Genomic DNA, 25,937 nt, shown 5'->3' with positions numbered 1-25,937 from the left:
CTTGACAAACCCATGCACTCCATCTCCTGTTATTATTAAGATGGGCTTAAGGCTGATTTTGACTATTGTCAGTCCTATTCTACATGATTTTTTCACAGGGGTGTTGCATTTAATATTGCAATTTAAGTACTGAATATTAAAATGTAAACTTTCTAATATTAATAATTGTAAACTGTACTGAAAATATTTTACAATGCTCTTTTGCATAACTTTTCCCTTTACATTATATAATTATAACCTATTTACTTTAATTTACAACATTTTAAATTTTTATTCACTTACAGAAGCATCACCTTTTAAGAAAAAAGTATTTCCATCTACTACTATTGTAATACCTTTATCTGTTACTTTGTCAAGTTTTATATTATCACCAGATATGGATTGAACATATATATGCTCTTTATTTTTTATATTAACTATCCATATGTACTGTGTTGTCTTATTAAACCAAGGCAAATAGCTTATATATGCTACATTTTCATCATCTATAAACTTTGGAGATGAACACCAAATGTAATTAGGATTTTGTGATAATTGTTGTTCTTTTGAAAATACATTACCAGCACTATCAACATAATCATTTTTTGTTATATCTTGTGCATTACCATTAATATCCATATATATTATTTTTTGAGGTTTTGAATCATATATAACTATACCTGTTTGAGAAAGATTTATACTATATACTAAATCTTTCCTTGAAGAAGTCACATTTGTAAATTTTTTAACTCCATTTTTATCTTCATAATTAATATCTAAGTTTTCTCCAGTACTTAAGGTATACGTATACTTTAAATTCTGTTTTTTATCATTATTTTTATCTTTAACAGGATTTTTTTTAACTGTTTCGACATTTTTATTATCATTTACATTATTATTTATATTTACTTTGTTTTTTTCTGATAAATTTTTTACTTTTTTATTTATTTTTAAAATGCCTAATATAGATACTACACATACTACTATTATAGTTACTACTATTCTTATTCTCCTCTTTTTCATTTTTTTTTCATAGTCTTTACTAAAAATACTTGGCTTAGCCACTTAAATACCTCCTATTCATCTCTTAGTAAATATGTATAAAAAAACATTTATATCCCATAAAACATCTAATTAAAGTGTGTATTCTCTAATTATTATAACTCAAAATACCCAATTTAGTAATGATTTTTATGAAATTAATTCTTAATACTATTATAAATAAGAAAAGCCAATAAATAATTTTATTAATTTATCGGCTTTTCTTATATTATACATTAATTTTGTTTAAAATAGTTATCCATACTTACATAATTTATTGTTTTATTTTCTTTTTTTACATTAATTACTTTCAAAAAAATTTTTGCTGTATCTATACAAGTAAATATTGGTATTCTAAATTCTTCAGCTCTTCTTCTTAGTTTAAATCCATTACTTTTTATATTATTTCCTCTTGTTGGGGTATTTATAATTATATCTATTTCTCCACTTCTTATTTTTTTTAATACACAATCTAATTTATCAATTATAGTGCAATTTACTCCATTTTCTATTAAAAATTCACCTGTACCACCAGAAGCATAAATGTTAAATCCTAAATTAAAATATTCTTTAATAATGCTACATGCTTCTTTTTTATCTATATCTCTTAAAGACACATATAAATCACCTTTATTTGGTATACTTATATTAGAAGCTAAAAATCCTTTATACAAAGCTTTATCTAGTTCAAAATCTACTCCAAGCACTTCGCCTGTAGACTTCATTTCAGAACTTAAATACATGTCTGCATCTATAATTTTTTCTCCTGAAAAAACTGGTACTTTAACCGCTTTTATATTTTTATTTTCTAAAAGACCTACTCCATAATTAAAATCAGTAATCTTTTTCCCCAACATAGTTTTTATAGCTAAATTTATCATAGGAATTCCTGTAACTTTACTTAATATAGGCACTGTTCTTGAAGCTCTAGGGTTAACTTCTATAACATATATATCTTTTCCATCAAAAACATATTGTATATTAACTAGTCCTATTATATTCATATTTTTTGCTATTTTTTTTGTATAATCAACTATAATTTTTATTATTTTTTCTTTTAATGTTATACAAGGATATACTGTTATACTATCTCCTGAGTGCACTCCTGTTTTTTCTACGTGTTCCATTATTCCTGGTATTAAGATATTTTCTCCATCTGATATTGCATCTACTTCTATTTCTGTACCTTTTATATATTTATCTATTAATATGTCATGATTATTAGATATTTTTATTGCTTCTTCCATATATTTTATTAAAGCTTCTTCATCATATATAACTTCCATAGCCCTTCCACCTATAACATAAGAAGGTCTAACTATTACAGGATATCCTAACTTATCTACTACTTTAAAAGCATCTTCTATATTAGTAGCACTAAAACCTTCTGGAGAAGATATATTTAATTTATTTAAAAACTTTCTAAATTTATCCCTATCTTCAGCTAAATCTGTAGCTTCAAAAGAAGTTCCTAAAATCTTAACTCCTCTTTCATTAAGCTCTTCAGCTAAGTTTATAGATGTCTGTCCTCCTAGTTGTACTATTACTCCTTCTGGTTTTTCTATATTAATTATATTAATAACATTATCTATATAAAGAGGTTCAAAATACAATTTATCTGCTATATCAAAATCTGTACTTACTGTTTCTGGATTATTATTTATTATTATTGCCTTATAGCCCTCTTCTTTTATTCCCCATACACCATGTACACAACAGTAATCAAATTCTATTCCTTGTCCTATTCTAATTGGTCCTGACCCTATTACAATTATTTTTTTATCCTTTGTTATTTTATTTTCATCATCTTCTCCATAACAAGAATAATAATATGGAGTTTCTGCATCAAATTCTCTATTACAAGAATTTACCACTTTATAAGCAGTATAGATATTATATTTTCTTCTTAATTCTTCTAATTCATTTATTGTCATGCTAGTTATTTCACATATTTCTTCATCTGTAAATCCTGAAGCCTCTGCATAATTTATAATATCTTTATTTATTTCATAATTTTTTAGTTTATTTTCTATGCTAATTATATTATTTATCCCCTGCAAAAACCATTTATCAATTTTAGTTATATTATATACTTCATCTATTGATGCTCCTCTTCTAAATACTTCTGCTATAGCAAATATTCTTTCATCATCTGTATTGCTTATTTTATCTATAAGTTCTTTTTTAGTCATGCTTGACATAGAATGTATCCTTAACCCTGTAAAATTTCCATCTAGAGAAGTTACTGCTTTTAAAAGGGAACTTTCAAAGTTTCTGCCTATAGCCATTACTTCACCAGTAGCCTTCATTTGAGTTCCTAATGTTCTTTTTGCATAACTAAACTTATCGAAGGGCCACTTTGGTATTTTAGTTACTATATAATCTATAGTTGGTTCAAAAAAAGCATTAGAATTTCCTGTTACATAATTTTTAAGTTCATCTAAAGTATATCCTACAGCTATTTTAGCTGATATTTTAGCTATAGGATAACCTGTAGCTTTTGAAGCTAATGCACTAGAACGACTAACTCTTGGATTTACTTCTATTACTACGTATTTGCTACTGCTAGGATCTAATGCAAATTGTATATTGCATCCTCCTTGTATTTTTAAACTTCTTATTATATCTATTGAAGCTTGTTTAAGCATATTACACTCTTTATCTTTTAAGGTTTGAGAAGGTGCTATTACTATACTATCTCCAGTATGTATTCCTACTGGATCTAAGTTTTCCATATTACATATTATTATACAATTATCTTTTTTATCTCTTATAACCTCATATTCAATTTCTTTCCATCCAGCTACACTTTGTTCTAATAATATTTGTCCTATAGGACTCATTTTTATACCTTTATCACATATGTCTATTAATTGTTCTATATTTTCAGCTATTCCACCACCAGTTCCTCCTAGTGTATATGCTGGTCTAATTATAACTGGAAAATCATATTTTTTTACAAACTCTATACATTGTTCTAAATTTGTAGCAATTATACTCATAGGTATTGGCTGATTTATATCTAACATTAATTTTTTAAATTCTTCTCTATCTTCTGCTTTTTTTATTGATTCATTATTTATTCCTAAAAGTTTAACATTATATTTATCTAAAATTCCTTTTTCATTAAGTTTCATAGCAATATTAAGAGATGTCTGTCCTCCAAAACCTGCTAATATTCCTTCTGGTTTTTCCTTTATAATAATTTTTTCTACTACTTCTTCTGTTAAAGGCTCTATATATACTTTATCTGCTACATTATTATCTGTCATAATAGTAGCTGGATTGCTATTTACTAGTATAGTTTTTATATTTTCCTCTTTTATAGCTTTACAAGCTTGAGTTCCTGAATAATCGAACTCTGCTGCTTGTCCTATTATTATAGGTCCAGAACCTAATATTATAACTTTTTTTAAACTTTTATCTAATGCCATATTATTTCCTCCATTTATTCTCAATTAGCTTTCTTTCATTATTTTTATATGAATTTATCAAACAAATATATAGAATTTTAAGTCCAGCAGCTCCTTCTAGATGAAGTTGTACTGAATAAATTTTTTAATAATTTAGCATAATTATGCATATTATTATTTTAAATGCCGTATTTTAAACTTTATTTTTTATTTTTATTCATTTTATATTATATTTATTCAATAGATTATCATATTAATTCTTTATTGTCAATTAATAAAAATAAAAAGGCTATTGACAATTTTTTCTTGTCAACAGCCTAAAATAAAAACTATTGCTTATATTTTTTATTATTTTTCTATTTTATATTTCTACTTCCTGGTTTGAAATAAGGTATATTTTCTTTACAAAGAGGACATTCTTCTTTTTCATAAGTATTTATATTTAACTTAATTGCACTATATATGGGATAAGGTAATTTAACACCTTCATCTCTTCTATCTACTATGCAACACATAGCTACTACCTGTCCACCTAATTCCTCTATAACTTTTGCCACTTCTAATGAAGATTTTCCTGTAGTTATTACATCTTCTGAAATTATAACTTTTTCACCCTTTTTAATTTCAAATCCTCTTCTTACACACATTTCTCCATCTTTTCTTTCAGCAAATATACCCGGTTTATTAAGTTGTCTTGCTAATTCATAGGATACAACTACTCCTCCCATAGCTGGTCCCACTACTTTATCAAAATCTACATCTTTTACCTTTTCTGCTACAGTCTTTAACACTTCTGCAGCTTTATTTGGATATTGTAATAACTTAGCACATTGACAATATCTATTACTATGTTTACCTGAAGATAGTAAAAAATGTCCTTCTAGTAAAGCCCCAACTTCTTTTAATATATTTAAAACGCTAGTATTTTCCATAAAATCATACCTCCAATTATTTTATTATTCCTCTTATCTCTTTTAAATTATTAATTTTTTCTTTTATCATATAATTTTCTATGCCTTTTATTATATCTATACATATGTCTGGTTTTATGAAATTTGCTGTGCCTACTTGTACTGCATGAGCCCCTGCCATTATAAATTCTATGGCATCTTCATAAGAACATATACCTCCTATACCTATTACAGGTACATCTACAACCTTAGAAACTTCATATACCATTCTTAAAGCAATTGGTTTTATAGCTGGTCCAGATAGTCCTGCAGTTACATTATCAAATACTGGTTTTTTATTATTTATATCTATAGCCATAGCTTTAAAAGTATTTACCAAAGATATTGCATCCGCTCCAGCACTACAACATTTATATGCCATATCTTGAATATCTTCAGCATTAGGAGATAATTTAACTATTAATGGTTTTTTACAAACTTTTTTAACTTCTTTTACTACTTCATAAGCTACTTTTGACTTTATTCCAAAAGCCATTCCCCCTGATTTAACATTAGGACAAGATATATTAAGTTCTATAAAATCTATATTGGTTTCATTTAATTTTTCTATACCATTTATATAATCTTCTATAGAAGCTCCCCCTAAATTAGCAATTATTGAAGTATTATATTTATTCATTTCTGGAAGATTATATTTTATAAAATTATCCACACCTGGGTTTTCCAATCCTACACTATTTAAAATTCCGCTTTCTGTTTCATAAATCCTCTCACCTTTATTTCCTGATTTAGGATTTAAGGTTAATCCTTTTGAACATATTCCTCCTAATTGAGAAACATCATATATTTGCGAATACTCTTGTCCGAATCCAAAAGTACCAGAAGCAGCTATTACAGGATTTTTTAAATCTACTCCACATATATTTGTATTAAGCATTAAAATACCTCCAAACTATTCAATTATTATATCTTCTCCAGAAAATACTGGACCATCTTTGCAAGTTTTTTTATTCCCTAATTTTGTACTACATGTACAAACAAGGCATGCACCTATACCACAAGCCATTTTATTTTCTAAAGATACACTTAAAGGTATTTTATTATCCCTACACATCCTTATAACCTTTTTTGTCATTACTTCTGGTCCGCAACATAATACTTTGTCATATAATTCAGGTTTAAATATATCTGTTATGTATCCTTTATGACCTACTTTTCCACTATCTGTAGCTATGTTCAATGATTTTATATTCTCACGTACTTCTTCTATACCATATACACTATCTTTAAATCCAGAATACAAATCTATATTACAGTCTTTTAATTGCTTTATTAAATACATCATAGGTGCAATACCTATTCCCCCTGAAATTACAGCAATATTACCTTTAATATTTTCTACATCAAATCCGTTTCCTAGGGGACCTAAAAGTTGTATTTCATCTTCGCTTTTTAATTTGCTTAATAATTTTGTCCCTCTTCCTATTACTTGATATAAAAAACTTATTTCATTTTCATTTATATAATTAATACTTATTGGTCTGCTCAATATAGGTTCTTTTCCCCAACCTCTTATCATATAAAATTGTCCTGGAATACCTTGGAAATTTCCTTTAATAGTTAATTTGTATATATTATTGCTAAATACTTTATTTTCAAAAACTTTAAATGTATTATAGTTAATTTTATTTAAGCTCATAAAACCTCTCCATTTCCCTTAGAATTAGATATTATTTTATTGACTTTAAAATATTATCTCTCATGCTTATAGCTTCTTCTCTAGCACATAAATCAAATTTTTCATGATTTTCATGTTTTTTATAAGCTAATAATATTCCTCTAGAAGAATTAACTACCCCTCCATTACCATTTTTAAAATATACAGCAACATCATCTGCTTTTCCCCCTTGAGCTCCATAACCTGGTATTAAGAAAAAAGTTTTATCTAAATTATTTCTAATTTCAATACCTTCTTCTAAATGAGTACATCCAACTACTCCTCCTATAGAGCTATATCCACAGTTTCCTATATATTTTTCTCCTATTTTTTGTACTTTTTCTCCAACTATATTATATATTCTTTCATCTGATTTAGAATCTATATATTGTATATCTTTTGCCCCTTTATTAGATGTTCTAACTAATATAAACAGTCCTTTTTCATTATTTTTCACATAATCTTCATAAGGTTCTATACTATCTAGTCCCATATAAGGATTTACAGTTATAAAATCACTTTCAAAATCTCCTTCAAAGTGAGCTTTCGCATACATTTCAGCAGTTTTTGAAATGTCCCCTCTTTTTATATCTGCTATTGCTATGCCACCTATTTCTTTTATATATTTCAAAGTATTCTTGTAAGCTATAAGTCCTTTTATTCCTAAAGCTTCATAATAAGCTATTTGTACTTTGTAGCATGCTGATACATCAAAAGTAGAATCTATTATCTTTTGATTAAATCTAAATATTGCATCCTCTGTATAATTGTATTTATCTAAAAAATCCTTAGGAATGTATTCTATAGCTGTATCTAATCCTACACAAACTGGTCCTTTATTATTTACACTTTCATATAATTTATCTATTATCAATTTATACACCCTTTCTTATAGGCATTAATTTTGGCTATATACTACCTTTCCATTTTTTATAGTAGTAATAATATCTCCGTACACTTCCATATTATTAAATGGGGTATTTTTCCCTCTTGATTCAAAATTATTAGAATCTATCTTTAACTTTTTATTAGTGTCTACCAAAACTAAATCTGCATCATATCCTATTTTTATTTGTCCTTTATTTTCTTTCAATATTCTAGCAGGATTTTTTGACATAAGTTCTGATAATTTATTTAAACTTATATTATTTTCTTTAACAAGCTTTGTATAGCATACTGCAAAAGCTGTTTCCAATCCAGATATTCCTGGTGCACCTTTCTTTTTATCTTCAAAACTATGAGGTGCATGGTCTGTACTTATAGTATCAACCCAATCATTTTTTATTGACTTTATTAAAAATTCTACATCTTCTTTTTTTCTCATAGGTGGATTAACTCTATATTCTATATCATCTGTTAAAGCTATGTGATGAGGAGTAACTTCACATGTTACACTTAATCCCTTTTTCTTAGCTTGTATTACATATTCCATAGCTTCTTTAGTACTTACATGTGCTAAATGAATACTGCATCCTGTGAATTCAGATAAAGTTATATTTCTCCAAGTCATTGTATTTTCAGCTAACCTAGTATCTACTACAGATAATTCATGATTTTCACAGTGACACATAACTATAATATCTTTTTCTTTTGCCTTAACCATAGCATTTAACATTACTTCACTATCCATAACATCTCGTCCATCTTCTGAAATAATTTTTACGGTTTCATCTATATCATCTAAATGACTTATATCTTTGCCATCAAAATTTCTTGTTATAGAAGCTACTTGATGTACATCTACAAGATTTATTTTTTTTGCTTTTTCATTAACATAATTTATAGTCTCCATAGTGCTGCAAACTGGTTTAGTATTTGCCATAAGATTTACCATAGTATATCCACCTTTAACTGCAGCATTACTTCCTGTAGAAATATCCTCTTTATAAGTAAATCCAGGATCTCTAAAGTGTACATGTAAATCTATGAATGAAGGAATAAGAGTCAATCCTTCTGCATCTATTGTTTTGCAATCTTTATTTAATTCTTTTCCTATTTCCTTTATTTTTCCTTCATATATATATAAATCTCCCTTAAATTCTTGACACCAATCCACTACATAAGCATTTTTAATTAAAAGTTCCATAGTTATCCTCCTATTTATAAATTTTAATATTACAATTCAGAATTATCATATATTTGATCACAGTATTTACACCTGTATTCTTTTTTTTCTGAATTTGACAAATAAAATATATGAGGAATATGTTTTTCTACGGATGTAATACATCTAGTATTCTTACATTTCATGTGATTTTCAATATTATTAGGTAATTTAAATTCTTCACTTTCATTTATTTCTTCATTTTCAACTACATCTGGATCTATTCCTAAAAGTTTTAGTATTAAAGCCATTCTTACATACATACCATATTGAGCTTGTTTAAAATAGCATGCTCTAGCATCATTATCTACTTCATAAGCTATTTCATTAACTCTAGGAAGTGGATGCATTATTATCATATTACTTTTAGCTGATTTCATTTTTTCTTTATCCAATATAAAACTATCTTTTAATCTTAAATATTCTTGTTTATTTATAAATCTTTCTTGTTGTACTCTAGTCATATACAATATATCTAATTCTTTTATACAATCTTCTATATTTAATACTTCTTTAAATATCTGATTATTTTTATTAAGTATTTCTGTTTTTATATAATCTGGAATTTTTAATTCATTTGGTGAAATCAAAGTAAATTTATTATTTTCATACCTTGACATAGCTTTTATAAGCGAATGAACTGTTCTTCCAAACTTCAAATCTCCGCAAAGACCTATAGATAAATTATCTAATTTTCCTTTTATATTTCTTATAGTTAATAAATCTGTTAATGTTTGTGTTGGATGTTGATGTCCTCCATCTCCTGCATTTATAATTGGAATTTTTGAATACATTGATGCTACTTGAGGTGCTCCTTCTTTAGGATGTCTCATAGCTATTATATCTGCATAACAGCTTACTACTCTTACTGTGTCAGCTATGCTTTCTCCTTTTGATAGTGAACTAGAGTTAGGTTCAGAAAAACCTATTACCTTTCCGCCTAATCTTAGCATGGCAGCTTCAAAACTAAATCTAGTTCGTGTGCTAGGCTCATAAAATAATGTGGCAAGTATTTTTCCATCACAACAATGGGAAAACTTTTTTGGATTTGTAATAATTCGATCTGCTAAATTAAATATTTGTTCTAATTCTTCTAAAGAAAAATCCATTGGATCTATAAGACTTTTTCCTTTTAACATATTATCTCCTCCTTTTTAGTCTCTCTGGACTAACTTAAAGGTATAAAAAATGCCTTCCTTAAAGGAAGGCATAGATATCCCGTCTACAAAAATCTTATTTAAAAATTATCTACTCTTCCTTCAAGACCTCTCTGGATCTTGTTAAAGGTACTATATTTATTTCTTAAGTTATATTATCATTTTTTTATTTATAAGTCAATATTAAAGTTAGCATATAGATTTTATTATAAACTAAATCCATATGCTAATACAATTATCTTTCTTCTCTATAATAAGCATTACCTAAAGCTTTAGGTGGTGCATTTTTCTTGGATTTTTTCAATGATATAAGTACTAATACTAATATAGTAACTATATAAGGCAACATATCAATTAAATATTGGGATATATGAATAGTCCCTTGAGTTCTAAAACCAATAATATCAAGTCCTCCAAAAAGATATGCTCCTAATAATGCTTTATATGGATTCCATGCAGCAAATATTACTAAAGCAACAGCTATCCATCCTCTTCCCGCTGTTACATTTTCTTGCCAAGCTGGAACATAAACAAGAGATAAATATGCTCCTCCCAATCCACACAAGGCTCCTCCTATTAAAATATGTATATACTTATAAAGTGTAACATTAATACTTGCAGCATCTGCACAAGAAGGATTTTCTCCTATAGCTCTCAAGTTTAATCCTTTAGAAGTATTATATAAATATATACCTAATAAAATAGCTAATATATATCCAAAATATACAAATATATCTTGTCTAAAAAATATAGATCCTATTATAGGTATTTCACCTAATATAGGTATAGGTTTTGCCCTAAAAAAAGCTTTTATACTTTCAGGTGCTACTTGACCTATTAAATTTTTACCTACTAAACTTGAAAATCCCGTTCCAAAAATAGTTAATGTAAGACCTGTTACAACTTGATTAGTCATTAAACTTATAGTTAAAAAAGCATATATAAACGCTCCTGCTGCTCCTGCAATCATAGAAAATAGCATAGCCATAATAGGATTACCTGTATTAACTCCTACCATAAAACCTACAACTGCTCCCATAAGCATCATACCTTCTACACCTAAATTAAGGTTACCTGACTTTTCTGTTAAAATTTCTCCTAAGGTTGCAAATAAAAGAGGAGTACCTGCTACTATTGAAGCCGCTAAAAATGATATTACTGCATTCATTCTACTGCCCTCCTTACATCATCAAAAACTACTTTATATCTTATAAAAAATTCACTTCCTAATACAAAAAATAATATCATAGCTTGAATTATAAGAGATGCAGACTCTGGAATACCGAAGGCAGTTTGAATAAAAGCTCCTCCTTCTAGTAATGCAGCAAACAATATAGACACTAACAAAATTAAAGGAGCACTTAAATTAGCTAACCAAGTTACTATAATAGCAGTATATCCTACTCCTCCAGATACTTCTACAGATAATGTATTACTAACGGCAGAAGCTTGTATCATTCCAGTTATGCCGCAAAGTCCCCCACTTAAAAGCATAGCTACAATAATTGTCTTATTAACATTTATTCCAGCATAAATAGCAGTGTTTTCACTTTCTCCAAGTACTGAAATTTCATAACCTTTTTTAGTGTAATTCATAAATATATACATAACTAAAACTAGAATCAATGCAATAATCCAACCAATATGTATACCAAACAGTTCTGGAAGTATAGCATTATCACCAAAGTTAGGTATTTTGGGAAATCCTAATGCATTTTTATCCTTCCATGGACCATATTGTAAAAAAGTTACCCATTTTAAAGCCACATAATTCATCATTAAAGTAACTATAGTTTCATTTGTTCCCAATTTAGCTTTTAAAAAAGCAGGTATTAACGCCCAAGCAGCTCCTCCAATAATTCCTGCTATAAGCATTATAGGAAGCATAATTTGTATAGGTAGCTCTGGAAATTTTAACGCAAAAAAAGCTGCCATAAAAGCTCCCATTATTATTTGTCCTTCGCCACCAATATTCCAAAATTGCATTTTAAATGCTACTGCTATACCAAGCGAAGTTATCAAAAGAGGAATTGCCTTTACTATGGTCTCCTTTATACTATAAGCTGAACCAAAAGCTCCTTTTATCATAGCTCCATATACTTGAATTGGATTTAAATCTAATACTGCTATAAACGCTCCTGATACTAAAAGTGCTAGGACAATAGCTATTAATCTTATTATAGTGCTTTCTCTTTTACTTACTTCGCTTTTTTTTATTACTCTAATCAACTTTTGTCCCCTCACTTTCTATCTTTTTCCCAGCCATTAAAAGACCTAATTTTTCTTTAGTTGCATTTTTCGATTTAATTACATCCATAATTTCTCCACCGCACATTACTGCAATTCTATCACATAAATTAATAAGTACATCTAAATCTTCTCCTATAAATAATACAGATACTCCCTTTTGTTTTTGCTGATTAATAAGATCATATATAGTATAACAAGTGTTCACATCTAATCCTCTTACAGGATAAGCCATAATTAACAAATGAGGATTTGAATCTAATTCTCTTCCTAATAATATTTTCTGAATATTTCCTCCAGATAAATTTTTAATTGGATAATATATATTAGGAGTTTGTATATTCAAGCTTTCTTTTATTTTCTCTGCTTTTTTAATTGTATCCTTCTTTCTTATAAGCATGCCCTTTTGATTGTGATATGATTTAAGTAAAAGATTATCTACCATATTCATTGAAGCTACTAAACCCATACCTAACCTATCTTCTGGTACAAAACTCATACTAACACCTTTTTTTATTATATCTCTAGGATTTTTACCTACTAAATTTTCACCTTCTAAAAATATTTCACCAGACTGTACTTTCTGTATTCCTGCTATTGACTCACATAATTCCTTTTGACCACTACCTGCAATTCCAGCTATACCTAATACCTCACCAGAATAAATGTCTAAATTTATAGATTTTAGCACCTGAATGCTTTCGTCATTAACTAAATTTAAATTTTTAATTTCTAAAACTTTATTGCCAAATTCTTTATTAACTTTTTTAATAGATAAATCAACTGAACGTCCCACCATTAATTCCACTAACTCATCTGGATTAGTTTCACTTTTGTTAACAGTTTTTATAGTCTCACCTTTTCTTAATACTGTTATTCTATCTGATATGCCCATAACTTCATCTAATTTATGACTTATAAAAATAACTGCACATCCATTTTCCTTCATTTTTTTCATTATTTCAAACAATTTTTTAGTTTCTTGTGGAGTAAAAACTGTAGTAGGTTCATCTAATATTAATATATCTGCTCCTCTATATAAAACCTTAATTATTTGCAATATCTCTTTTTCTCCCATAGACATATCATATACCATCTTATCCAAATCAATTTCCAAAGAAAATTTTTCACATATATCCTTAATTTTTTTTCTAACTTTATTTTTACTCATAAATAAACTACTTTTTTGACCAAGCACTATATTTTGCTCTGCAGTCATATTTTCTACAAGTTTAAAGTGCTGATATATCATACCTATACCAGATTGTATAGCATCTTTAGGTGAAGAAAAACTAACTTCTTTTCCATGAATAAATATAGAACCGCTGTCAGGAGTATATATTCCTGACAGCATATTCATAAGAGTGCTTTTACCTGCTCCATTTTCCCCTAAAAGAGCATGTATTTCTCCACTTTTTATAACTAAATTTACATTATTATTAGCCACAACTTTTCCAAATTTCTTAGTAATATTATCCATATGGACATAGGCATTTTTGCTTGACATATTATCACCTACTATTTCTTTAATTGTCCTTCAACACCTTCAACAAACCAATCAAATTGTAATAATTCTTTATCACTCATAACTTGGTCTTTTTCTATTCTAACTTTTCCACTTTGATCTTTTATAGGTCCTTGGAATATTTTATTTTTTCCTGATACTATATCTTTCTTAGCCTTCTCTACTAATTCTTTAGCGTTTTCTGGTGCATTTTCAGTTAAAGGAGCTAATTCAACTATACCATCTTCAAGACCTTTCCAATAACTTTCTGGCTTCCATGTTCCTTCTTTTATAGCTTTAATTTGTTTTACATAAAATGGACCCCAATTCCATATTGGCGCTGTCATATATGCCTTTGGAGCTTTATCTTTCATATCTGTGTTATATCCTATAGAAAATACTCCTTTTTCTTCTGCTGCTTGCTGTGGACCAGCTGTATCTTGATGTTGAGCTATTACATCTACTCCTTGATCAAGTAAAGCTTTAGCTGCTTCTTTTTCCTTTGCAGGGTCATACCAAGTATGAGTCCAATTTACTTTTACTACTGCATTAGGATTAACAGAACGTACACCTAAAGTAAATGCGTTAATACCTCTTACAACTTCTGGAATTTCAAAAGCTCCAACATATCCTATTTTATTTGTCTTTGTCTTTAAACCTGCTACTATACCTGATAAGTATCTAGCTTGATAAATTCTTCCAAAGTAATTTGACATATTATCTGCTGTTTTATATCCTGAGCAATGTAAGAACTTAACTTCTGGATGTTTTTTTGCTTCCTTTTCCATACCATCCATAAATCCAAAACTTGTACCTATTATTACATTACAACCTTGATTTATCATATCTTCTACAACTTTTTGAACTTCTGCAGAATCTTCTTTTACTGATTCTTTATAAACTGTTTTTACTTTTAATTCTTTTTCTAAATATTCTCTTCCTTCATTATGAGAATAACTCCAACCACCATCTCCAATTGGTCCTACATATAAAAATCCTACTTTTATATCTTTTGGATTTTCATTTCCTTTTCCATTTTCCTTGTCTGAACTTCCACATCCAGCAAATACTAAACCTAAAATCATAACTAAGCTTAATACTAAACTTAATCCTTTAATTTTTTTCATTTATACCCCTCCTTAAAATTATTCCATGAACTTTTATAATATAATTATTTTACTTTTTAAAAATAACTTCTCCATTTTTAAATCCTTCAATAACTGCAAGTGATTCCAATTTTACATTTTGATTTTCTATTAATTTTCTGCCTCCTTGAAAATATTTTTCAATTACTATGCCAACTCCAACAGCTTCAGCATTAGCTTGCTTTACTAAATCTAACAATCCTATTACTGCACTTCCACTAGCTAAAAAATCATCAATTATAAGTACTTTGTCTTTTGAAGTTAAATATTCCTTAGAAACTTTAATTTTATAATCTGTATTTTTAGTAAAGGAATGTACAGTAGATTCAAAAACATTTGTATCCATATTACTTCCAGCATGTTTTTTTGCAAATAATACTGGTACATTATCAAAATACTGTGAAACTATAGAAGCTATTGCTATACCTGAAGTTTCTACTGTAAGTATTTTATTTATAGTTTTATCATTAAATCTTTTTTTTAATTCTTTTCCTATTTCATTAAATAGACTAATATCAAGTTGATGATTTATAAAATTATCAACTTTCAATATGCTATCATTTATTACTTTTCCATCCTTTAGTATTCTATCTTTTAATAGTTTCATTCTGTCATTTCCTTTCTAAATTTTTATTTATTATAAAAAAAACTCCCAAGAAACAACTTGAGAGTTTATTGCTAAATTTATGTAGCTGCAAGTAAATTGTATTAGTTTTGTATCACAATGTACCTATACTACATACAAATCTAACTATAAACACCCATAGTCAAACAGTTTACGGCTGTTAGGTAGAAACGTTCAAACCCTATTATAGAACATATACGAGTGCGAATAATACCATTTTTTTTATCTTAAACATTCGTTAATTATATAGTATACCACTTTTAAGTAAAAATCAATATTTTTTAAGTTTTTATTTTTCTTGACATAAATCTCTATTTACTATATAAATAAATTATGTATTTACTAAAAATAGATAAAAATGAAAGGAGACAAAATGAAAGACTCAATAAAAATCTATTTACTAATGATACTAACTACTATATTTTGGGCTGGAGCATTTATAGCTGCAAAACTTTCATCACCTTATATACCTGTATTTACATTAACATTTTTAAGGTTTTCTTTAGCTACAATAATACTATACTTTATAATAAAAATCAAAGACAAGAAAGTATATAAGCCAACAAAAAAAGACATACCTGCTTTTCTTTTCACAGGAATTATAGGAATGTTTGGATACCACATTTTTTTCTTTTCTTCTGTTAAATATACTACTGCAATAAATTCTTCAATTATAGGGGCTTCTAATCCCATTATAACTACCATATTGTGTGTTATATTTTTAAAAGAAAAAGTAAATTATAAAAGAATATTTGGAATAATATTATCTTTTATAGGTGTTTTTTTAACAATAACTAATGCTAAAATAGAAACTATAAAAAATATTTCACTAAACAAAGGTGATATTTTAATGCTAGTGGCTGTACTTTTATGGTCTATATATATGGTATATAGTAAAAAAATATCTAAAAACTATACACCTATTACATTAATATTTTATAGTTTTTTAGTTTGCACATTATTTTTAATACCTTTCGTTTTATATGAAACTCCATTAAAATATGTAAGCACTATTCCCTACTATTCATATATAGCTATTATATACATGAGCATATTTCCTTCAGTAATAGGATATTTAATACAGCAAATGTCTATAAAAGAAATAGGACCAGGAAAAACATCTGTTTTTAATAATTTAGTTCCTGTTTTTTCAATTATACTTTCTATACTTATATTAGGAGAAACTATTACAGTAATTAAATTATTTACTACTGCATTAATAATAAGTGGAGTATACATATGTCAAAAAAATTAAAAGCATTATGATTAATCATAATGCTTTTTATATTATCCTCTTGGTGCGCCTAACAGGAATCGAACCTGCAACCTCCGGATTCGAAGTCCGTCACTCTATCCAGCTGAGCTATAGGCGCACTTTCTAATAAAATCTAAATAAATATAAATGGAGCGGGTGAAGGGAATCGAACCCTCGTAACTAGCTTGGAAGGCTAGCACTCTACCATTGAGTTACACCCGCATATCTCTATTATTTGGTCGGGGTGACAGGGATTGAACCTGCGACCTCATGGTCCCAAACCACGCGCGCTCCCATCTGCGCCACACCCCGATATATACTACATTATATCACTTAATTTTTATTGTGCTTGGTGCGCCATCAGGGATTCGAACCCGGGGCAACCTGATTAAGAGTCAGGTGCTCTACCAACTGAGCTAATGGCGCCTGTCTGTTGGTGCGTCTTAAGGGATTCGAACCCCTGGCACACGGCTTAGAAGGCCGTTGCTCTATCCTACTGAGCTAAAGACGCAAATTATTGGAGCGGGTGAAGGGAATCGAACCCTCGTAACTAGCTTGGAAGGCTAGCACTCTACCATTGAGTTACACCCGCATATTTATTGGAGCGGAAGACGAGATTCGAACTCGCGACGTTCACCTTGGCAAGGTGACGCTCTACCACTGAGCCACTCCCGCATATTTTGTGATTTTATGGTGCAGGTGAAGGGACTTGAACCCCCATGCCAAAGGCGCTAGATCCTAAGTCTAGTGCGTCTGCCAATTCCGCCACACCTGCATAATTAAATATTAAATTAAAAATTGGTGATCTACCGGGGAATCGAACCCCGGACACCATGATTAAAAGTCATGTGCTCTACCGACTGAGCTAGTAGATCAATATGGCTGGGATGGCAGGATTCGAACCTACGCGTGTAGCAGTCAAAGTGCTATGCCTTACCGCTTGGCGACATCCCATTATTCTGGGGTGAGTAAAGGGACTCGAACCCTTGACAACCAGAACCACAATCTGGCGCTCTACCAACTGAACTATACTCACCACTATTATAAATGGTGCGTCTTAAGGGATTCGAACCCCTGGCACACGGCTTAGAAGGCCGTTGCTCTATCCTACTGAGCTAAAGACGCAAATATTGGAGCGGGTGAAGGGAATCGAACCCTCGTAACTAGCTTGGAAGGCTAGCACTCTACCATTGAGTTACACCCGCATATTTATTGGAGCGGAAGACGAGATTCGAACTCGCGACGTTCACCTTGGCAAGGTGACGCTCTACCACTGAGCCACTCCCGCATATTTTGGATTTATGGTGCAGGTGAAGGGACTTGAACCCCCATGCCAAAGGCGCTAGATCCTAAGTCTAGTGCGTCTGCCAATTCCGCCACACCTGCGTAATTAAATATTAAATTAAAAATTGGTGATCTACCGGGGAATCGAACCCCGGACACCATGATTAAAAGTCATGTGCTCTACCGACTGAGCTAGTAGATCAATATGGCTGGGATGGCAGGATTCGAACCTACGCGTGTAGCAGTCAAAGTGCTATGCCTTACCGCTTGGCGACATCCCATTGTTCTGGGGTGAGTAAAGGGACTCGAACCCTTGACAACCAGAACCACAATCTGGCGCTCTACCAACTGAACTATACTCACCATATATGGTGCGCCATCAGGGATTCGAACCCGGGGCAACCTGATTAAGAGTCAGGTGCTCTACCAACTGAGCTAATGGCGCTTATCTGGTGCGTCTTAAGGGATTCGAACCCCTGGCACACGGCTTAGAAGGCCGTTGCTCTATCCTACTGAGCTAAAGACGCACATTATTGGAGCGGGTGAAGGGAATCGAACCCTCGTAACTAGCTTGGAAGGCTAGCACTCTACCATTGAGTTACACCCGCATATCTTTATTTGGTCGGGGTGACAGGGATTGAACCTGCGACCTCATGGTCCCAAACCACGCGCGCTCCCATCTGCGCCACACCCCGAAATTCATCAGGAATTTCTTAACTCCTGACGACATTAATTATTCTACACGATATATTTAAATTCGTCAATAGGTAATTTGAATTTTTTTTATTTTTTTTATATGTCTATTATATATGAATTTATTTTATTATCATTTAATTCCAAAACGGCAACAGTATTTATCCTATTTCTAGGCAAAGAAGCACTACCTGGATTTATAAACCAAATACCATTTTCATAAGTTATATCTGCTACATGAGTATGACCAAATAGCACTATATCTGCTCTGCATTCTACAGCCTTATATTTTAAATTTAACAAGTCTCTTTTTACGTTATATTTGTGTCCATGAGTTATAAGAAACCTTTTATTTTCTATTATTTCAATCTTTTCACTTGCTACAGTACAAGTAATATCACAATTGCCTTTTACATTTATAATTTTATTTTTATACTTTAATTTTATATATTTTACATCCTTAACATTATCTCCTAAGTGTATTATCATATCTGTATTATTAAGTTTTTCCATAGCTTTATTTATATAATTAATATATCCATGGGTATCACTTATTAATCCTATTTTCAATTTATTTTTCCCCCTGAATTAACTTAGTTATTTCTTTTAAAATCTTATTTAATGCTTTTGCTCTATGGCTTATATTATTTTTAATACTACTATCCATTTCAGCAAAAGTCATATTATATTCAGGAATGTAAAACAAGGGGTCATATCCAAAACCATTAGCTCCTCTTGTTTCTTTTATAATATTTCCTTCTACTTCTCCATTAACTTTTATAACCTTATTTCTATATATTAAAACCATACTACAAACAAATTTAGCTTTTCTATTTTCTTTGCTTTCTAACATTTTTAATAATTTTTCATTATTTTTTTTATCATTTCCATGTTCCCCTGCAAATCTAGCAGAATATACTCCAGGAGCCCCATTTAACACATCTACCATTAATCCAGAATCATCAGCTAACACCATATGCTTTGAACCAAGAATTTTATATATTTCTAATGCCTTTTTAAAAGCATTTTCTTCAAAAGTTTCTCCATCTTCTTCTACACTTGATTTTACTCCCATATCTTCTAAAGACACTACATCTAATGGTAATTTGCTTAAAATATTTTTTATTTCTTTAATTTTTCCTTTATTATTACTTGCTACAACTAATTTATCCAATTTCTTCACCTGTCCCTATCCATAAACAATCATTTTTTAATACTCCTTTTTGTATAGAAATTACATTTTTTATTCCTTTCTCTGCTAATTCTAATAATTCATTAAAATCTTTTTTAGAAAAAGGATTTTTTTCTCCTGTTCCTTGTATTTCTATATATTCTTCTTCATCTGTCATAACAATATTCATATCTACTGATGCATTAGAATCTTCCTGATAACATAAATCTAACATTTTATCTCCATTTACAATTCCCACACTTATAGCACTTACAAAATTACGTATAGGATAAACTTTAAAAGACTTTTTTTTATGCAAGGAATTAACAGCATCTACTAAAGCTATAAACGCTCCTGTTATAGAAGTTGTTCTAGTTCCACCATCTGCTTGTATAACATCACAATCTATCCAAATAGTTTTTTCTCCAAGAGCTTTCATATCTACTACAGATCTTAAAGATCTTCCTATAAGCCTTTGGATTTCCATAGTTCTACCATCTATCTTTCCTCTTACTGCATCTCTTATTTTTCTTATTTGAGTAGCTCTAGGAATCATACTGTATTCACAAGTAATCCAACCTTCACCTTTTCCTTTTAAAAAAATAGGAACTTTGTCTTCTATAGATGCTGTACAAATAACTCTAGTATTTCCTGACTCTATAAGTACAGATCCTTCCGCATATTTATTATAATTTCTAATTATATTTACCTGCCTTATTTGTTCATTTTTTCTACCGTCAATTCGCATTAAATTACCTCCATAAAACTTTAATTACTTAATTTATCTATAAATACATACAACTCATCCCTTTGGGGAGGTGATACTAATTCTTCTTTATTGTTATTTATTAATATTCCTTTTTGTTCTTTAATAATTTTTCCTATTTTAGTAGCTTTAATTCCTTCTTTATTTAATAATTTAATTAATTCATCTCCATTTTTAGTAGTTATAAGCATACTTCCTGATGAAATAAATCTTAGCGGATCTACATCAAAATGACTACATACTTTCTTTGTTACTTGAGAAATAGGCATTTTTTCCTTGTATACTTTAAATCCTAAATTATTTCCTTTTGATATTTCCCATAAAGCTCCTAACACTCCTCCTTCTGTAATATCATGCATAGAGTTTACCCCAAATTTCCCGCCTATTACTCCTTCTTTTAATACACTTATATAACTTATATAATTTTTTGCTTCTGTAATTTCTTCTTTAGATAAAAATTTTTTTACTTTTTCCAAATAATCATTTACTAATATATAAGTTCCTTCTAAACATAAATTTTTAGTAACTATTATGTCATCTTCTTCTTGGGATCCTAATGTAGAAATTGCCTCTCCTTTTTTACCTTTTCCTATAACAGTACAAGAAATTATTGTTTTATTTACTGCAGATGTTACTTCTGTATGCCCACCTAATATTTCTATATTTAATTTTTTAGCTTCTGTTGATATTTCTCTCATAATTTGATTTATATCCTCTAGCTTTGAAAACTCTGGAACTAATATAGTAACAAGTATACCCACAGGTTCTACTCCACAAGAAGCTATATCATTACAATTTATATGAACTGCTAAGCTTCCTCCACTTTTTTCTGCACCTGTTATAGGATCAGTAGATAAAACACATTCATAGTCTCCAAAATTAACTACACTACAATCTTCACCTATATTACTCCTAATTCTAACATCGTCTCTTGATACACTTTTATTGCTATCTATTATGTCTTTTAAAACATTCCAATTTAATTTTCCATTTTTCATTAGCAACCGCTTCCTTTCAAATTTATAAAAAATAGCACTTTTTCACTATGTTAATCATATTATTTATATAAGGATTAATATTATGGTGGTGTATATTTTGAAATATATAGGTCCTTTTTTAAGGATTAACACATTAAAAAAAGAAAATATTGAAAATCAACTTTTTTACTTTTGCAAAGAATCTCTAAAACACATTGTACTTAATTCAAAATGTGGTATAACAATTCCAGTTAAAAACTTGAAAATAAAAAAAACATCTAATTTTGATAATAACACATTTAAATCTATTTCTCCACTTCTATGTATATATAAAAAAGCTAATGCAAAGTTGTATGAAATAGATAATGATTTTTGCTGGAATGAGGATAAATTTAAAAAAGAAATAAACATATATAGCAATATTTTAATGACATTATCTTTATTAGAAATGGTAGATTACTATAAACTTTTTGAAGGTATTGATGATAAAAAACATAGTTTATATGATATTTATTTAAACCTTTGTAAAAAGCAATTAGAATTTTACACATCAAACTTTAGAAATTTAGAAGGATTATTTGTAGATAAAAAACTATCCTCTGATTCTTTAGCTGATAATATAATATTTGAAGATAAAAATAAAAAATTTAAATTTTCTGATCAAGCTTTAGCTATGTCTGCCTTTTATAAATTTTCTTGTTATGAAAACAATAAAAAAAAGAATAATATTTACAAAACATTCTCCTTAGATATATTAAATATGTTTTTAAATTTTAAATCTGAATTATATGGAATAAATTCAGGAGAGTTATGTAAATTGTGTATGGCTTTAAACATATTTTATGATTATTCCAAAAACGAAGAAGCTAAGCTACTTTTATTAGATTTAAATGAATTACTATTAGAGCGTTTTGAATCTATTGATTATGAAATTGAAGATGAAATAGAGCATTTGTGTATGAATTATTTAAATTTTTACCTTTTTTATAAAAATTCTAATATAGTAAAATTTAAGCAAAGTTTAAAGAACATATACCATAGATTATTAAATTTATATAATGAAGAATTGGGCATTATAATAAAAAACATTAACCAAAAAGATATAACCTTTTATTCTACAGATTTACTTCTTTATTTAATAACATTAATGATGCATTCATACATTGATGAAGATTCAAAAGACAACAGAATTTTAGCAGATATTTATAAACATCAAATTATAGATTCAGGTATAATTTTAAGTTGGCCAGAATCACCTAATTTAAATGATAGAGAAAGATATAGGAATTTTTCTCTTAATTCTAATGATTTATTAAACGAAGAAAACTTTAGAATGCCTTATATCTCTACTCCTAAAGATAATTTGTTAGCTCCTGTATTTGCAAAAAAAGTAACCTATAATATTAAAAAGCAAACATTTAAAAACCCTAAATCATCTTTTAATAGTGACAAAAACTTTACTATTTTATTTTTAACTTTATATTTATTTAAATTTAAAAATTTTTCTGCTGTAGTTCAATACTCTTCAAAAAATAGATAAACTCTAATTATGCCACAATTACATATAATTGTGGCATTTAATAATGAATTTGATTTTTAATTTATGCATATAATAATACAAATCCGTACAAGCATCTATTTAAAAGGAGGAACTAATATGGTGAACATTAATTGTTCTGAACAATGTATATATGAACAAAATGGAAAATGTACATTAAATCACGTTACTCCAATTTTAAACATTTCTTCAAATAATAAAAATTGTGGCTATTTTGTTAAAAAAAAAGCATATAATGAAGCTCCCTCTAAAAGTTAGAGGGACTCACTATTTATTGAATGTATTTTATGTAAACATTAGTAAAATCTATATTACCTATTTTAGTTACTTTTAATCCGTTTATATTTTCTTTTTTACATAATACTACTTTTTTAAAATACAAAGGAATTGTAACATAATCTTCCATCAATGTGTTTTCTGCTATTTGTAGTAATTGTTTTTTAGTAAATTTATTGCTTTCAATATTAGCTTTTTCTATTAATTTATCATATTTATTGTTATTATACCCATATTTATTAAAGTTAGAATATGAAGTCCATTTTTCTAGGAAACTTGATGGATAATTGCATTCTCCATTATAACTGGTTTTAATTAAATCATAGTCTCCATTTTTAATTGCATCTAAAATCTCGCTCTCATCATATTCTTTTAATTCTAAATCAATATTTAAATTGCTTTTTAAGTATTCTTTAATATGCTGACATACTCTTTTATTATTTAAATCTTTTACATATATCAGAACTATTTTTTCTCTATTTTTAAAATAATTGCTCTTATTTAGATATTCTTTTGCTTTTTGTACATCTCCATATTCACTAAAATAATTTTTCTTTCTAAAGAGTCCATTTAAACCATCCTTTATATCATAGGGAACATATGCTAATGCAGATTCTACAGTATTTTTTAAAACATTAGAACATATTTGTGACCTATTTATAGATAGCGATATTGCTTTTCTAAAATTAATATCTCTTACTATTCCTTTTTTGTATAAATTAAAATTTATACATTCTCCTATTTGGCTAGAAAACATTTTTATATTATTACTATCTGTTAGGCTTTCCTTTTCACTTAATGGAATATTCTCAAAAAAATCTATATTGTTAATTTTAAAATTAGCTAAAGCATTTTCACTACCTTTTATAAATGAAAGTTTTAATTTATTACTCTTTACATTATTTTTTCCCCAATAATAATTATTTTTTGTAAGTATTACTTCATTTTCATTTGTTATTGAATCTATTTTAAAAGCTCCCGTATATTTAATTTCATTATACTTAACTTTCCAGTTAGATAATTTATTGTCTATATTTCTTAACCTATATACAGGTTCACTTAATAAATCTAATAAATAAGTACAAGGATGAATTGATTTAATTTCTAATATGCTATCTTCCCTTGAATTGATAATAAAATCATTATTTATTTTATTATTATTTAATAAAATATCAAATAATTTTTTAAAATCTTTAGAAGTAATTTTATCTCCATTACTCCAATAAGCATTTTCTCTTATTTTAAAACTATAAAAAGTATAATCTTTATTTATTTCCCAACTCTCTGCTAATGCTGGAATTATATTTCCTTTTTCATCTGTACTTACAAGTCCTTCAAATAAAGCAATTAATAAATCTTTTTGTCTTATATTGTTGCTATTTAACATAATTAAATCTTTAGGAATATCTTCTATATTATAAACTATATATTCTCTTTTTGTTTTTTCCTCTAAATTATCTGACTTTTTTTCTATACATCCATTCCATAATATTAAAGTTATTGTTAATATAAAACATATTAATTTTTTCATAATAAAACTCCTATACTTTATATAATTCTTTATATAATTATTTACAATAATATAAAAAAGTAAACAAAACTTTTTTACATTTTGCTTACTTTTTTATATTACTCCGGCAAATATTTTATAAAACTTAATTTATGTTCTTTTATTATATCTTCAGCTCTTCTATTTAATCCTAATTGCTCTTTTATAAATTCATACTTATCAACTAAATCAATTTCTCTATAGTATTTATCCTTTAATTTTACTACAGTCATATTAAAAATACCCATATATATATATGTTCCTCTTTTTATATTAAATGTATTCATATAATTTAAAAATCTATTAAAATTATTCATAAACACTATTCTATTTTTATCGTATTGTATTAATTTTTCATTTTTTTTGCCTTTTACTCTAATTATTAATACATTACTAGTTTTCATAATTATTTCATAATACAAACCATAATTCCAGCAAGTGCTAGTTATGTTGTCCATTATATAATTTATTTTTATTTTTCTTAATCTTATACAAGACTTTATTATTTCTTCTTTCCTATATTTTTTATATACTTTATTAAAAAACTTGCCCATGAATACCTCCA

General features: G+C 28.1%; 22 protein-coding genes, 22 tRNA genes, 1 pseudogene and 1 riboswitch. Of the genes and pseudogenes, 3 read left to right on the top strand and 42 right to left on the bottom strand.

Going from position 1 to position 25,937, the window contains the following annotated elements:
* Window positions 1-270: 270 nt before the first annotated feature.
* The 14 genes and pseudogenes from CLOACE_RS05910 to CLOACE_RS05850 all read right to left on the bottom strand — a co-directional run bounded on the left by CLOACE_RS05910 (window position 271) and on the right by CLOACE_RS05850 (window position 15,825).
* Window positions 271-1,044, bottom strand: a complete 774-nt coding sequence (locus CLOACE_RS05910) for a hypothetical protein (RefSeq protein ID WP_070110143.1) — start codon at window positions 1,042-1,044, stop codon at window positions 271-273.
* A gap of 212 nt (window positions 1,045-1,256) precedes the next feature.
* Window positions 1,257-4,454: a carbamoyl-phosphate synthase (glutamine-hydrolyzing) large subunit gene (carB, locus tag CLOACE_RS05905; protein ID WP_070110141.1), complete on the bottom strand. Its 3,198-nt coding sequence runs from the start codon at window positions 4,452-4,454 to the stop codon at window positions 1,257-1,259.
* Window positions 4,455-4,789: 335 nt separating this feature from the next.
* Window positions 4,790-5,365, bottom strand: a complete 576-nt coding sequence (gene pyrE / locus CLOACE_RS05900; RefSeq protein WP_070110139.1) for an orotate phosphoribosyltransferase — start codon at window positions 5,363-5,365, stop codon at window positions 4,790-4,792.
* 16 nt (window positions 5,366-5,381) lie between these two features.
* A complete protein-coding gene (locus tag CLOACE_RS05895) occupies window positions 5,382-6,281 on the bottom strand; it encodes a dihydroorotate dehydrogenase (protein ID WP_070110137.1) in 900 nt (299 codons plus the stop codon).
* A 15-nt stretch (window positions 6,282-6,296) separates the two neighbouring features.
* Window positions 6,297-7,043: a dihydroorotate dehydrogenase electron transfer subunit gene (locus CLOACE_RS05890; RefSeq protein WP_070110135.1), complete on the bottom strand. Its 747-nt coding sequence runs from the start codon at window positions 7,041-7,043 to the stop codon at window positions 6,297-6,299.
* 31 nt (window positions 7,044-7,074) lie between these two features.
* Window positions 7,075-7,935, bottom strand: coding sequence for an orotidine-5'-phosphate decarboxylase (gene pyrF, locus CLOACE_RS05885; RefSeq protein WP_070110133.1), 861 nt, complete (start codon window positions 7,933-7,935; stop codon window positions 7,075-7,077).
* Window positions 7,936-7,959: 24 nt separating this feature from the next.
* Window positions 7,960-9,147, bottom strand: a complete 1,188-nt coding sequence (locus CLOACE_RS05880) for a dihydroorotase (protein WP_070110132.1) — start codon at window positions 9,145-9,147, stop codon at window positions 7,960-7,962.
* 29 nt (window positions 9,148-9,176) lie between these two features.
* A complete protein-coding gene (locus tag CLOACE_RS11950) occupies window positions 9,177-9,311 on the bottom strand; it encodes a hypothetical protein (protein ID WP_242866409.1) in 135 nt (44 codons plus the stop codon).
* A 75-nt stretch (window positions 9,312-9,386) separates the two neighbouring features.
* A pseudogene (pyrB, locus tag CLOACE_RS05875) lies at window positions 9,387-10,304 on the bottom strand (aspartate carbamoyltransferase); the annotation flags it as partial.
* A 253-nt stretch (window positions 10,305-10,557) separates the two neighbouring features.
* Window positions 10,558-11,490 (bottom strand): ABC transporter permease, encoded by a 933-nt coding sequence (locus tag CLOACE_RS05870; protein ID WP_070110131.1) that lies wholly within the window; start codon window positions 11,488-11,490, stop codon window positions 10,558-10,560.
* Window positions 11,487-12,551 carry an ABC transporter permease gene (locus tag CLOACE_RS05865; protein WP_070110128.1) on the bottom strand — a complete coding sequence of 355 codons (1,065 nt, stop codon included), beginning with the start codon at window positions 12,549-12,551 and terminating at the stop codon, window positions 11,487-11,489. Before CLOACE_RS05865 ends, CLOACE_RS05870 begins: the two co-directional genes overlap by 4 nt.
* Window positions 12,544-14,076 (bottom strand): ABC transporter ATP-binding protein, encoded by a 1,533-nt coding sequence (locus CLOACE_RS05860; protein ID WP_070110127.1) that lies wholly within the window; start codon window positions 14,074-14,076, stop codon window positions 12,544-12,546. The genes CLOACE_RS05865 and CLOACE_RS05860 overlap by 8 nt, the downstream gene beginning before the upstream one ends.
* Before the next feature lie 11 nt (window positions 14,077-14,087).
* Window positions 14,088-15,200 (bottom strand): BMP family ABC transporter substrate-binding protein, encoded by a 1,113-nt coding sequence (locus CLOACE_RS05855; protein WP_070110126.1) that lies wholly within the window; start codon window positions 15,198-15,200, stop codon window positions 14,088-14,090.
* A gap of 49 nt (window positions 15,201-15,249) precedes the next feature.
* Window positions 15,250-15,825 carry a xanthine phosphoribosyltransferase gene (locus CLOACE_RS05850; RefSeq protein WP_070110125.1) on the bottom strand — a complete coding sequence of 192 codons (576 nt, stop codon included), beginning with the start codon at window positions 15,823-15,825 and terminating at the stop codon, window positions 15,250-15,252.
* A gap of 137 nt (window positions 15,826-15,962) precedes the next feature.
* Window positions 15,963-16,064: riboswitch (purine riboswitch) on the bottom strand.
* Window positions 16,065-16,216: 152 nt separating this feature from the next.
* Here CLOACE_RS05850 and CLOACE_RS05845 point away from each other — a divergent pair.
* Window positions 16,217-17,098, top strand: a complete 882-nt coding sequence (locus tag CLOACE_RS05845) for a DMT family transporter (RefSeq protein WP_070110124.1) — start codon at window positions 16,217-16,219, stop codon at window positions 17,096-17,098.
* 41 nt (window positions 17,099-17,139) lie between these two features.
* Here the strand turns inward: CLOACE_RS05845 and CLOACE_RS05840 are convergent.
* From CLOACE_RS05840 to CLOACE_RS05715, 26 genes are all read right to left on the bottom strand, one after another.
* A tRNA-Arg gene (locus tag CLOACE_RS05840) sits at window positions 17,140-17,216 on the bottom strand.
* A gap of 30 nt (window positions 17,217-17,246) precedes the next feature.
* Window positions 17,247-17,320, bottom strand: a tRNA-Gly gene (locus tag CLOACE_RS05835).
* 14 nt (window positions 17,321-17,334) lie between these two features.
* A tRNA-Pro gene (locus CLOACE_RS05830) sits at window positions 17,335-17,410 on the bottom strand.
* Window positions 17,411-17,448: 38 nt separating this feature from the next.
* Window positions 17,449-17,524 (bottom strand) — tRNA-Lys (locus CLOACE_RS05825).
* 8 nt (window positions 17,525-17,532) lie between these two features.
* A tRNA-Arg gene (locus CLOACE_RS05820) sits at window positions 17,533-17,609 on the bottom strand.
* Between the two features lie 7 nt (window positions 17,610-17,616).
* Window positions 17,617-17,690, bottom strand: a tRNA-Gly gene (locus tag CLOACE_RS05815).
* A gap of 8 nt (window positions 17,691-17,698) precedes the next feature.
* Window positions 17,699-17,773 (bottom strand) — tRNA-Gly (locus tag CLOACE_RS05810).
* 16 nt (window positions 17,774-17,789) lie between these two features.
* A tRNA-Leu gene (locus tag CLOACE_RS05805) sits at window positions 17,790-17,873 on the bottom strand.
* A gap of 24 nt (window positions 17,874-17,897) precedes the next feature.
* A tRNA-Lys gene (locus CLOACE_RS05800) sits at window positions 17,898-17,973 on the bottom strand.
* Window positions 17,974-17,977: 4 nt separating this feature from the next.
* Window positions 17,978-18,052, bottom strand: a tRNA-Gln gene (locus tag CLOACE_RS05795).
* Between the two features lie 6 nt (window positions 18,053-18,058).
* Window positions 18,059-18,134 (bottom strand) — tRNA-His (locus CLOACE_RS05790).
* Between the two features lie 12 nt (window positions 18,135-18,146).
* Window positions 18,147-18,223, bottom strand: a tRNA-Arg gene (locus CLOACE_RS05785).
* A 6-nt stretch (window positions 18,224-18,229) separates the two neighbouring features.
* Window positions 18,230-18,303 (bottom strand) — tRNA-Gly (locus CLOACE_RS05780).
* Between the two features lie 8 nt (window positions 18,304-18,311).
* A tRNA-Gly gene (locus CLOACE_RS05775) sits at window positions 18,312-18,386 on the bottom strand.
* Between the two features lie 14 nt (window positions 18,387-18,400).
* A tRNA-Leu gene (locus CLOACE_RS05770) sits at window positions 18,401-18,484 on the bottom strand.
* Between the two features lie 24 nt (window positions 18,485-18,508).
* Window positions 18,509-18,584 (bottom strand) — tRNA-Lys (locus CLOACE_RS05765).
* Between the two features lie 4 nt (window positions 18,585-18,588).
* Window positions 18,589-18,663, bottom strand: a tRNA-Gln gene (locus tag CLOACE_RS05760).
* Between the two features lie 6 nt (window positions 18,664-18,669).
* A tRNA-His gene (locus tag CLOACE_RS05755) sits at window positions 18,670-18,745 on the bottom strand.
* A gap of 6 nt (window positions 18,746-18,751) precedes the next feature.
* Window positions 18,752-18,827, bottom strand: a tRNA-Lys gene (locus tag CLOACE_RS05750).
* 5 nt (window positions 18,828-18,832) lie between these two features.
* A tRNA-Arg gene (locus tag CLOACE_RS05745) sits at window positions 18,833-18,909 on the bottom strand.
* A gap of 7 nt (window positions 18,910-18,916) precedes the next feature.
* Window positions 18,917-18,990: transfer RNA gene (locus CLOACE_RS05740), tRNA-Gly, on the bottom strand.
* Window positions 18,991-19,001: 11 nt separating this feature from the next.
* Window positions 19,002-19,077 (bottom strand) — tRNA-Pro (locus tag CLOACE_RS05735).
* A gap of 97 nt (window positions 19,078-19,174) precedes the next feature.
* The gene (locus CLOACE_RS05730; protein WP_070110123.1) at window positions 19,175-19,645 is read right to left on the bottom strand and encodes a metallophosphoesterase; all 471 of its coding nucleotides are present in this window, start codon (window positions 19,643-19,645) and stop codon (window positions 19,175-19,177) included.
* Window position 19,646: 1 nt separating this feature from the next.
* A complete protein-coding gene (locus tag CLOACE_RS05725) occupies window positions 19,647-20,249 on the bottom strand; it encodes an XTP/dITP diphosphatase (protein WP_070110122.1) in 603 nt (200 codons plus the stop codon).
* Window positions 20,242-20,994, bottom strand: a complete 753-nt coding sequence (gene rph / locus CLOACE_RS05720) for a ribonuclease PH (RefSeq protein ID WP_070110120.1) — start codon at window positions 20,992-20,994, stop codon at window positions 20,242-20,244. The genes CLOACE_RS05725 and rph overlap by 8 nt, the downstream gene beginning before the upstream one ends.
* A 20-nt stretch (window positions 20,995-21,014) precedes the next feature.
* Window positions 21,015-22,010 carry an AIR synthase family protein gene (locus CLOACE_RS05715; RefSeq protein ID WP_070110119.1) on the bottom strand — a complete coding sequence of 332 codons (996 nt, stop codon included), beginning with the start codon at window positions 22,008-22,010 and terminating at the stop codon, window positions 21,015-21,017.
* 88 nt (window positions 22,011-22,098) lie between these two features.
* On the opposite strand from CLOACE_RS05715, the gene CLOACE_RS05710 reads away from it, so the two are divergent.
* Entirely contained in the window at window positions 22,099-23,529 is a 1,431-nt protein-coding gene (locus tag CLOACE_RS05710) for a hypothetical protein (protein WP_341465049.1), read from the top strand.
* A gap of 117 nt (window positions 23,530-23,646) precedes the next feature.
* Window positions 23,647-23,805, top strand: coding sequence for a hydroxymyristoyl-ACP dehydratase (locus CLOACE_RS05705; protein ID WP_084027564.1), 159 nt, complete (start codon window positions 23,647-23,649; stop codon window positions 23,803-23,805).
* Between the two features lie 13 nt (window positions 23,806-23,818).
* On the opposite strand, the gene CLOACE_RS05700 is transcribed toward CLOACE_RS05705, so the two are convergent.
* On the bottom strand, window positions 23,819-25,354 hold the full coding sequence (locus tag CLOACE_RS05700; protein WP_070110115.1) for a peptide ABC transporter substrate-binding protein: 1,536 nt from the start codon (window positions 25,352-25,354) through the stop codon (window positions 23,819-23,821).
* A gap of 98 nt (window positions 25,355-25,452) precedes the next feature.
* Window positions 25,453-25,926, bottom strand: coding sequence for a hypothetical protein (locus CLOACE_RS05695; protein ID WP_070110113.1), 474 nt, complete (start codon window positions 25,924-25,926; stop codon window positions 25,453-25,455).
* Window positions 25,927-25,937: the final 11 nt, after the last annotated feature.

This window comes from Clostridium acetireducens DSM 10703, from assembly GCF_001758365.1.
GTDB lineage: Bacteria > Bacillota > Clostridia > Clostridiales > Clostridiaceae > Clostridium_C > Clostridium_C acetireducens.
This window is presented reverse-complemented; position numbering and strand designations above follow the sequence as displayed.

Coding starts and splice junctions, on each gene's coding strand:
- CLOACE_RS05695 (WP_070110113.1), bottom strand. CDS start 25,926: ATGGGCAAGTTTTTTAATAAAGTATATAAAAAATATAGGAAAGAAGAA.
- CLOACE_RS05845 (WP_070110124.1), top strand. CDS start 16,217: ATGAAAGACTCAATAAAAATCTATTTACTAATGATACTAACTACTATA.
- CLOACE_RS05855 (WP_070110126.1), bottom strand. CDS start 15,200: ATGAAAAAAATTAAAGGATTAAGTTTAGTATTAAGCTTAGTTATGATT.
- CLOACE_RS05890 (WP_070110135.1), bottom strand. CDS start 7,043: ATGAGCTTAAATAAAATTAACTATAATACATTTAAAGTTTTTGAAAAT.
- CLOACE_RS11950 (WP_242866409.1), bottom strand. CDS start 9,311: ATGAAATGTAAGAATACTAGATGTATTACATCCGTAGAAAAACATATT.
- CLOACE_RS05850 (WP_070110125.1), bottom strand. CDS start 15,825: ATGAAACTATTAAAAGATAGAATACTAAAGGATGGAAAAGTAATAAAT.
- rph (WP_070110120.1), bottom strand. CDS start 20,994: ATGCGAATTGACGGTAGAAAAAATGAACAAATAAGGCAGGTAAATATA.
- CLOACE_RS05705 (WP_084027564.1), top strand. CDS start 23,647: ATGGTGAACATTAATTGTTCTGAACAATGTATATATGAACAAAATGGA.
- CLOACE_RS05880 (WP_070110132.1), bottom strand. CDS start 9,147: ATGGAACTTTTAATTAAAAATGCTTATGTAGTGGATTGGTGTCAAGAA.
- CLOACE_RS05715 (WP_070110119.1), bottom strand. CDS start 22,010: ATGAAAAATGGAAAATTAAATTGGAATGTTTTAAAAGACATAATAGAT.
- pyrE (WP_070110139.1), bottom strand. CDS start 5,365: ATGGAAAATACTAGCGTTTTAAATATATTAAAAGAAGTTGGGGCTTTA.
- carB (WP_070110141.1), bottom strand. CDS start 4,454: ATGGCATTAGATAAAAGTTTAAAAAAAGTTATAATATTAGGTTCTGGA.
- CLOACE_RS05895 (WP_070110137.1), bottom strand. CDS start 6,281: ATGCTTAATACAAATATATGTGGAGTAGATTTAAAAAATCCTGTAATA.
- CLOACE_RS05700 (WP_070110115.1), bottom strand. CDS start 25,354: ATGAAAAAATTAATATGTTTTATATTAACAATAACTTTAATATTATGG.
- CLOACE_RS05870 (WP_070110131.1), bottom strand. CDS start 11,490: ATGAATGCAGTAATATCATTTTTAGCGGCTTCAATAGTAGCAGGTACT.
- CLOACE_RS05860 (WP_070110127.1), bottom strand. CDS start 14,076: ATGTCAAGCAAAAATGCCTATGTCCATATGGATAATATTACTAAGAAA.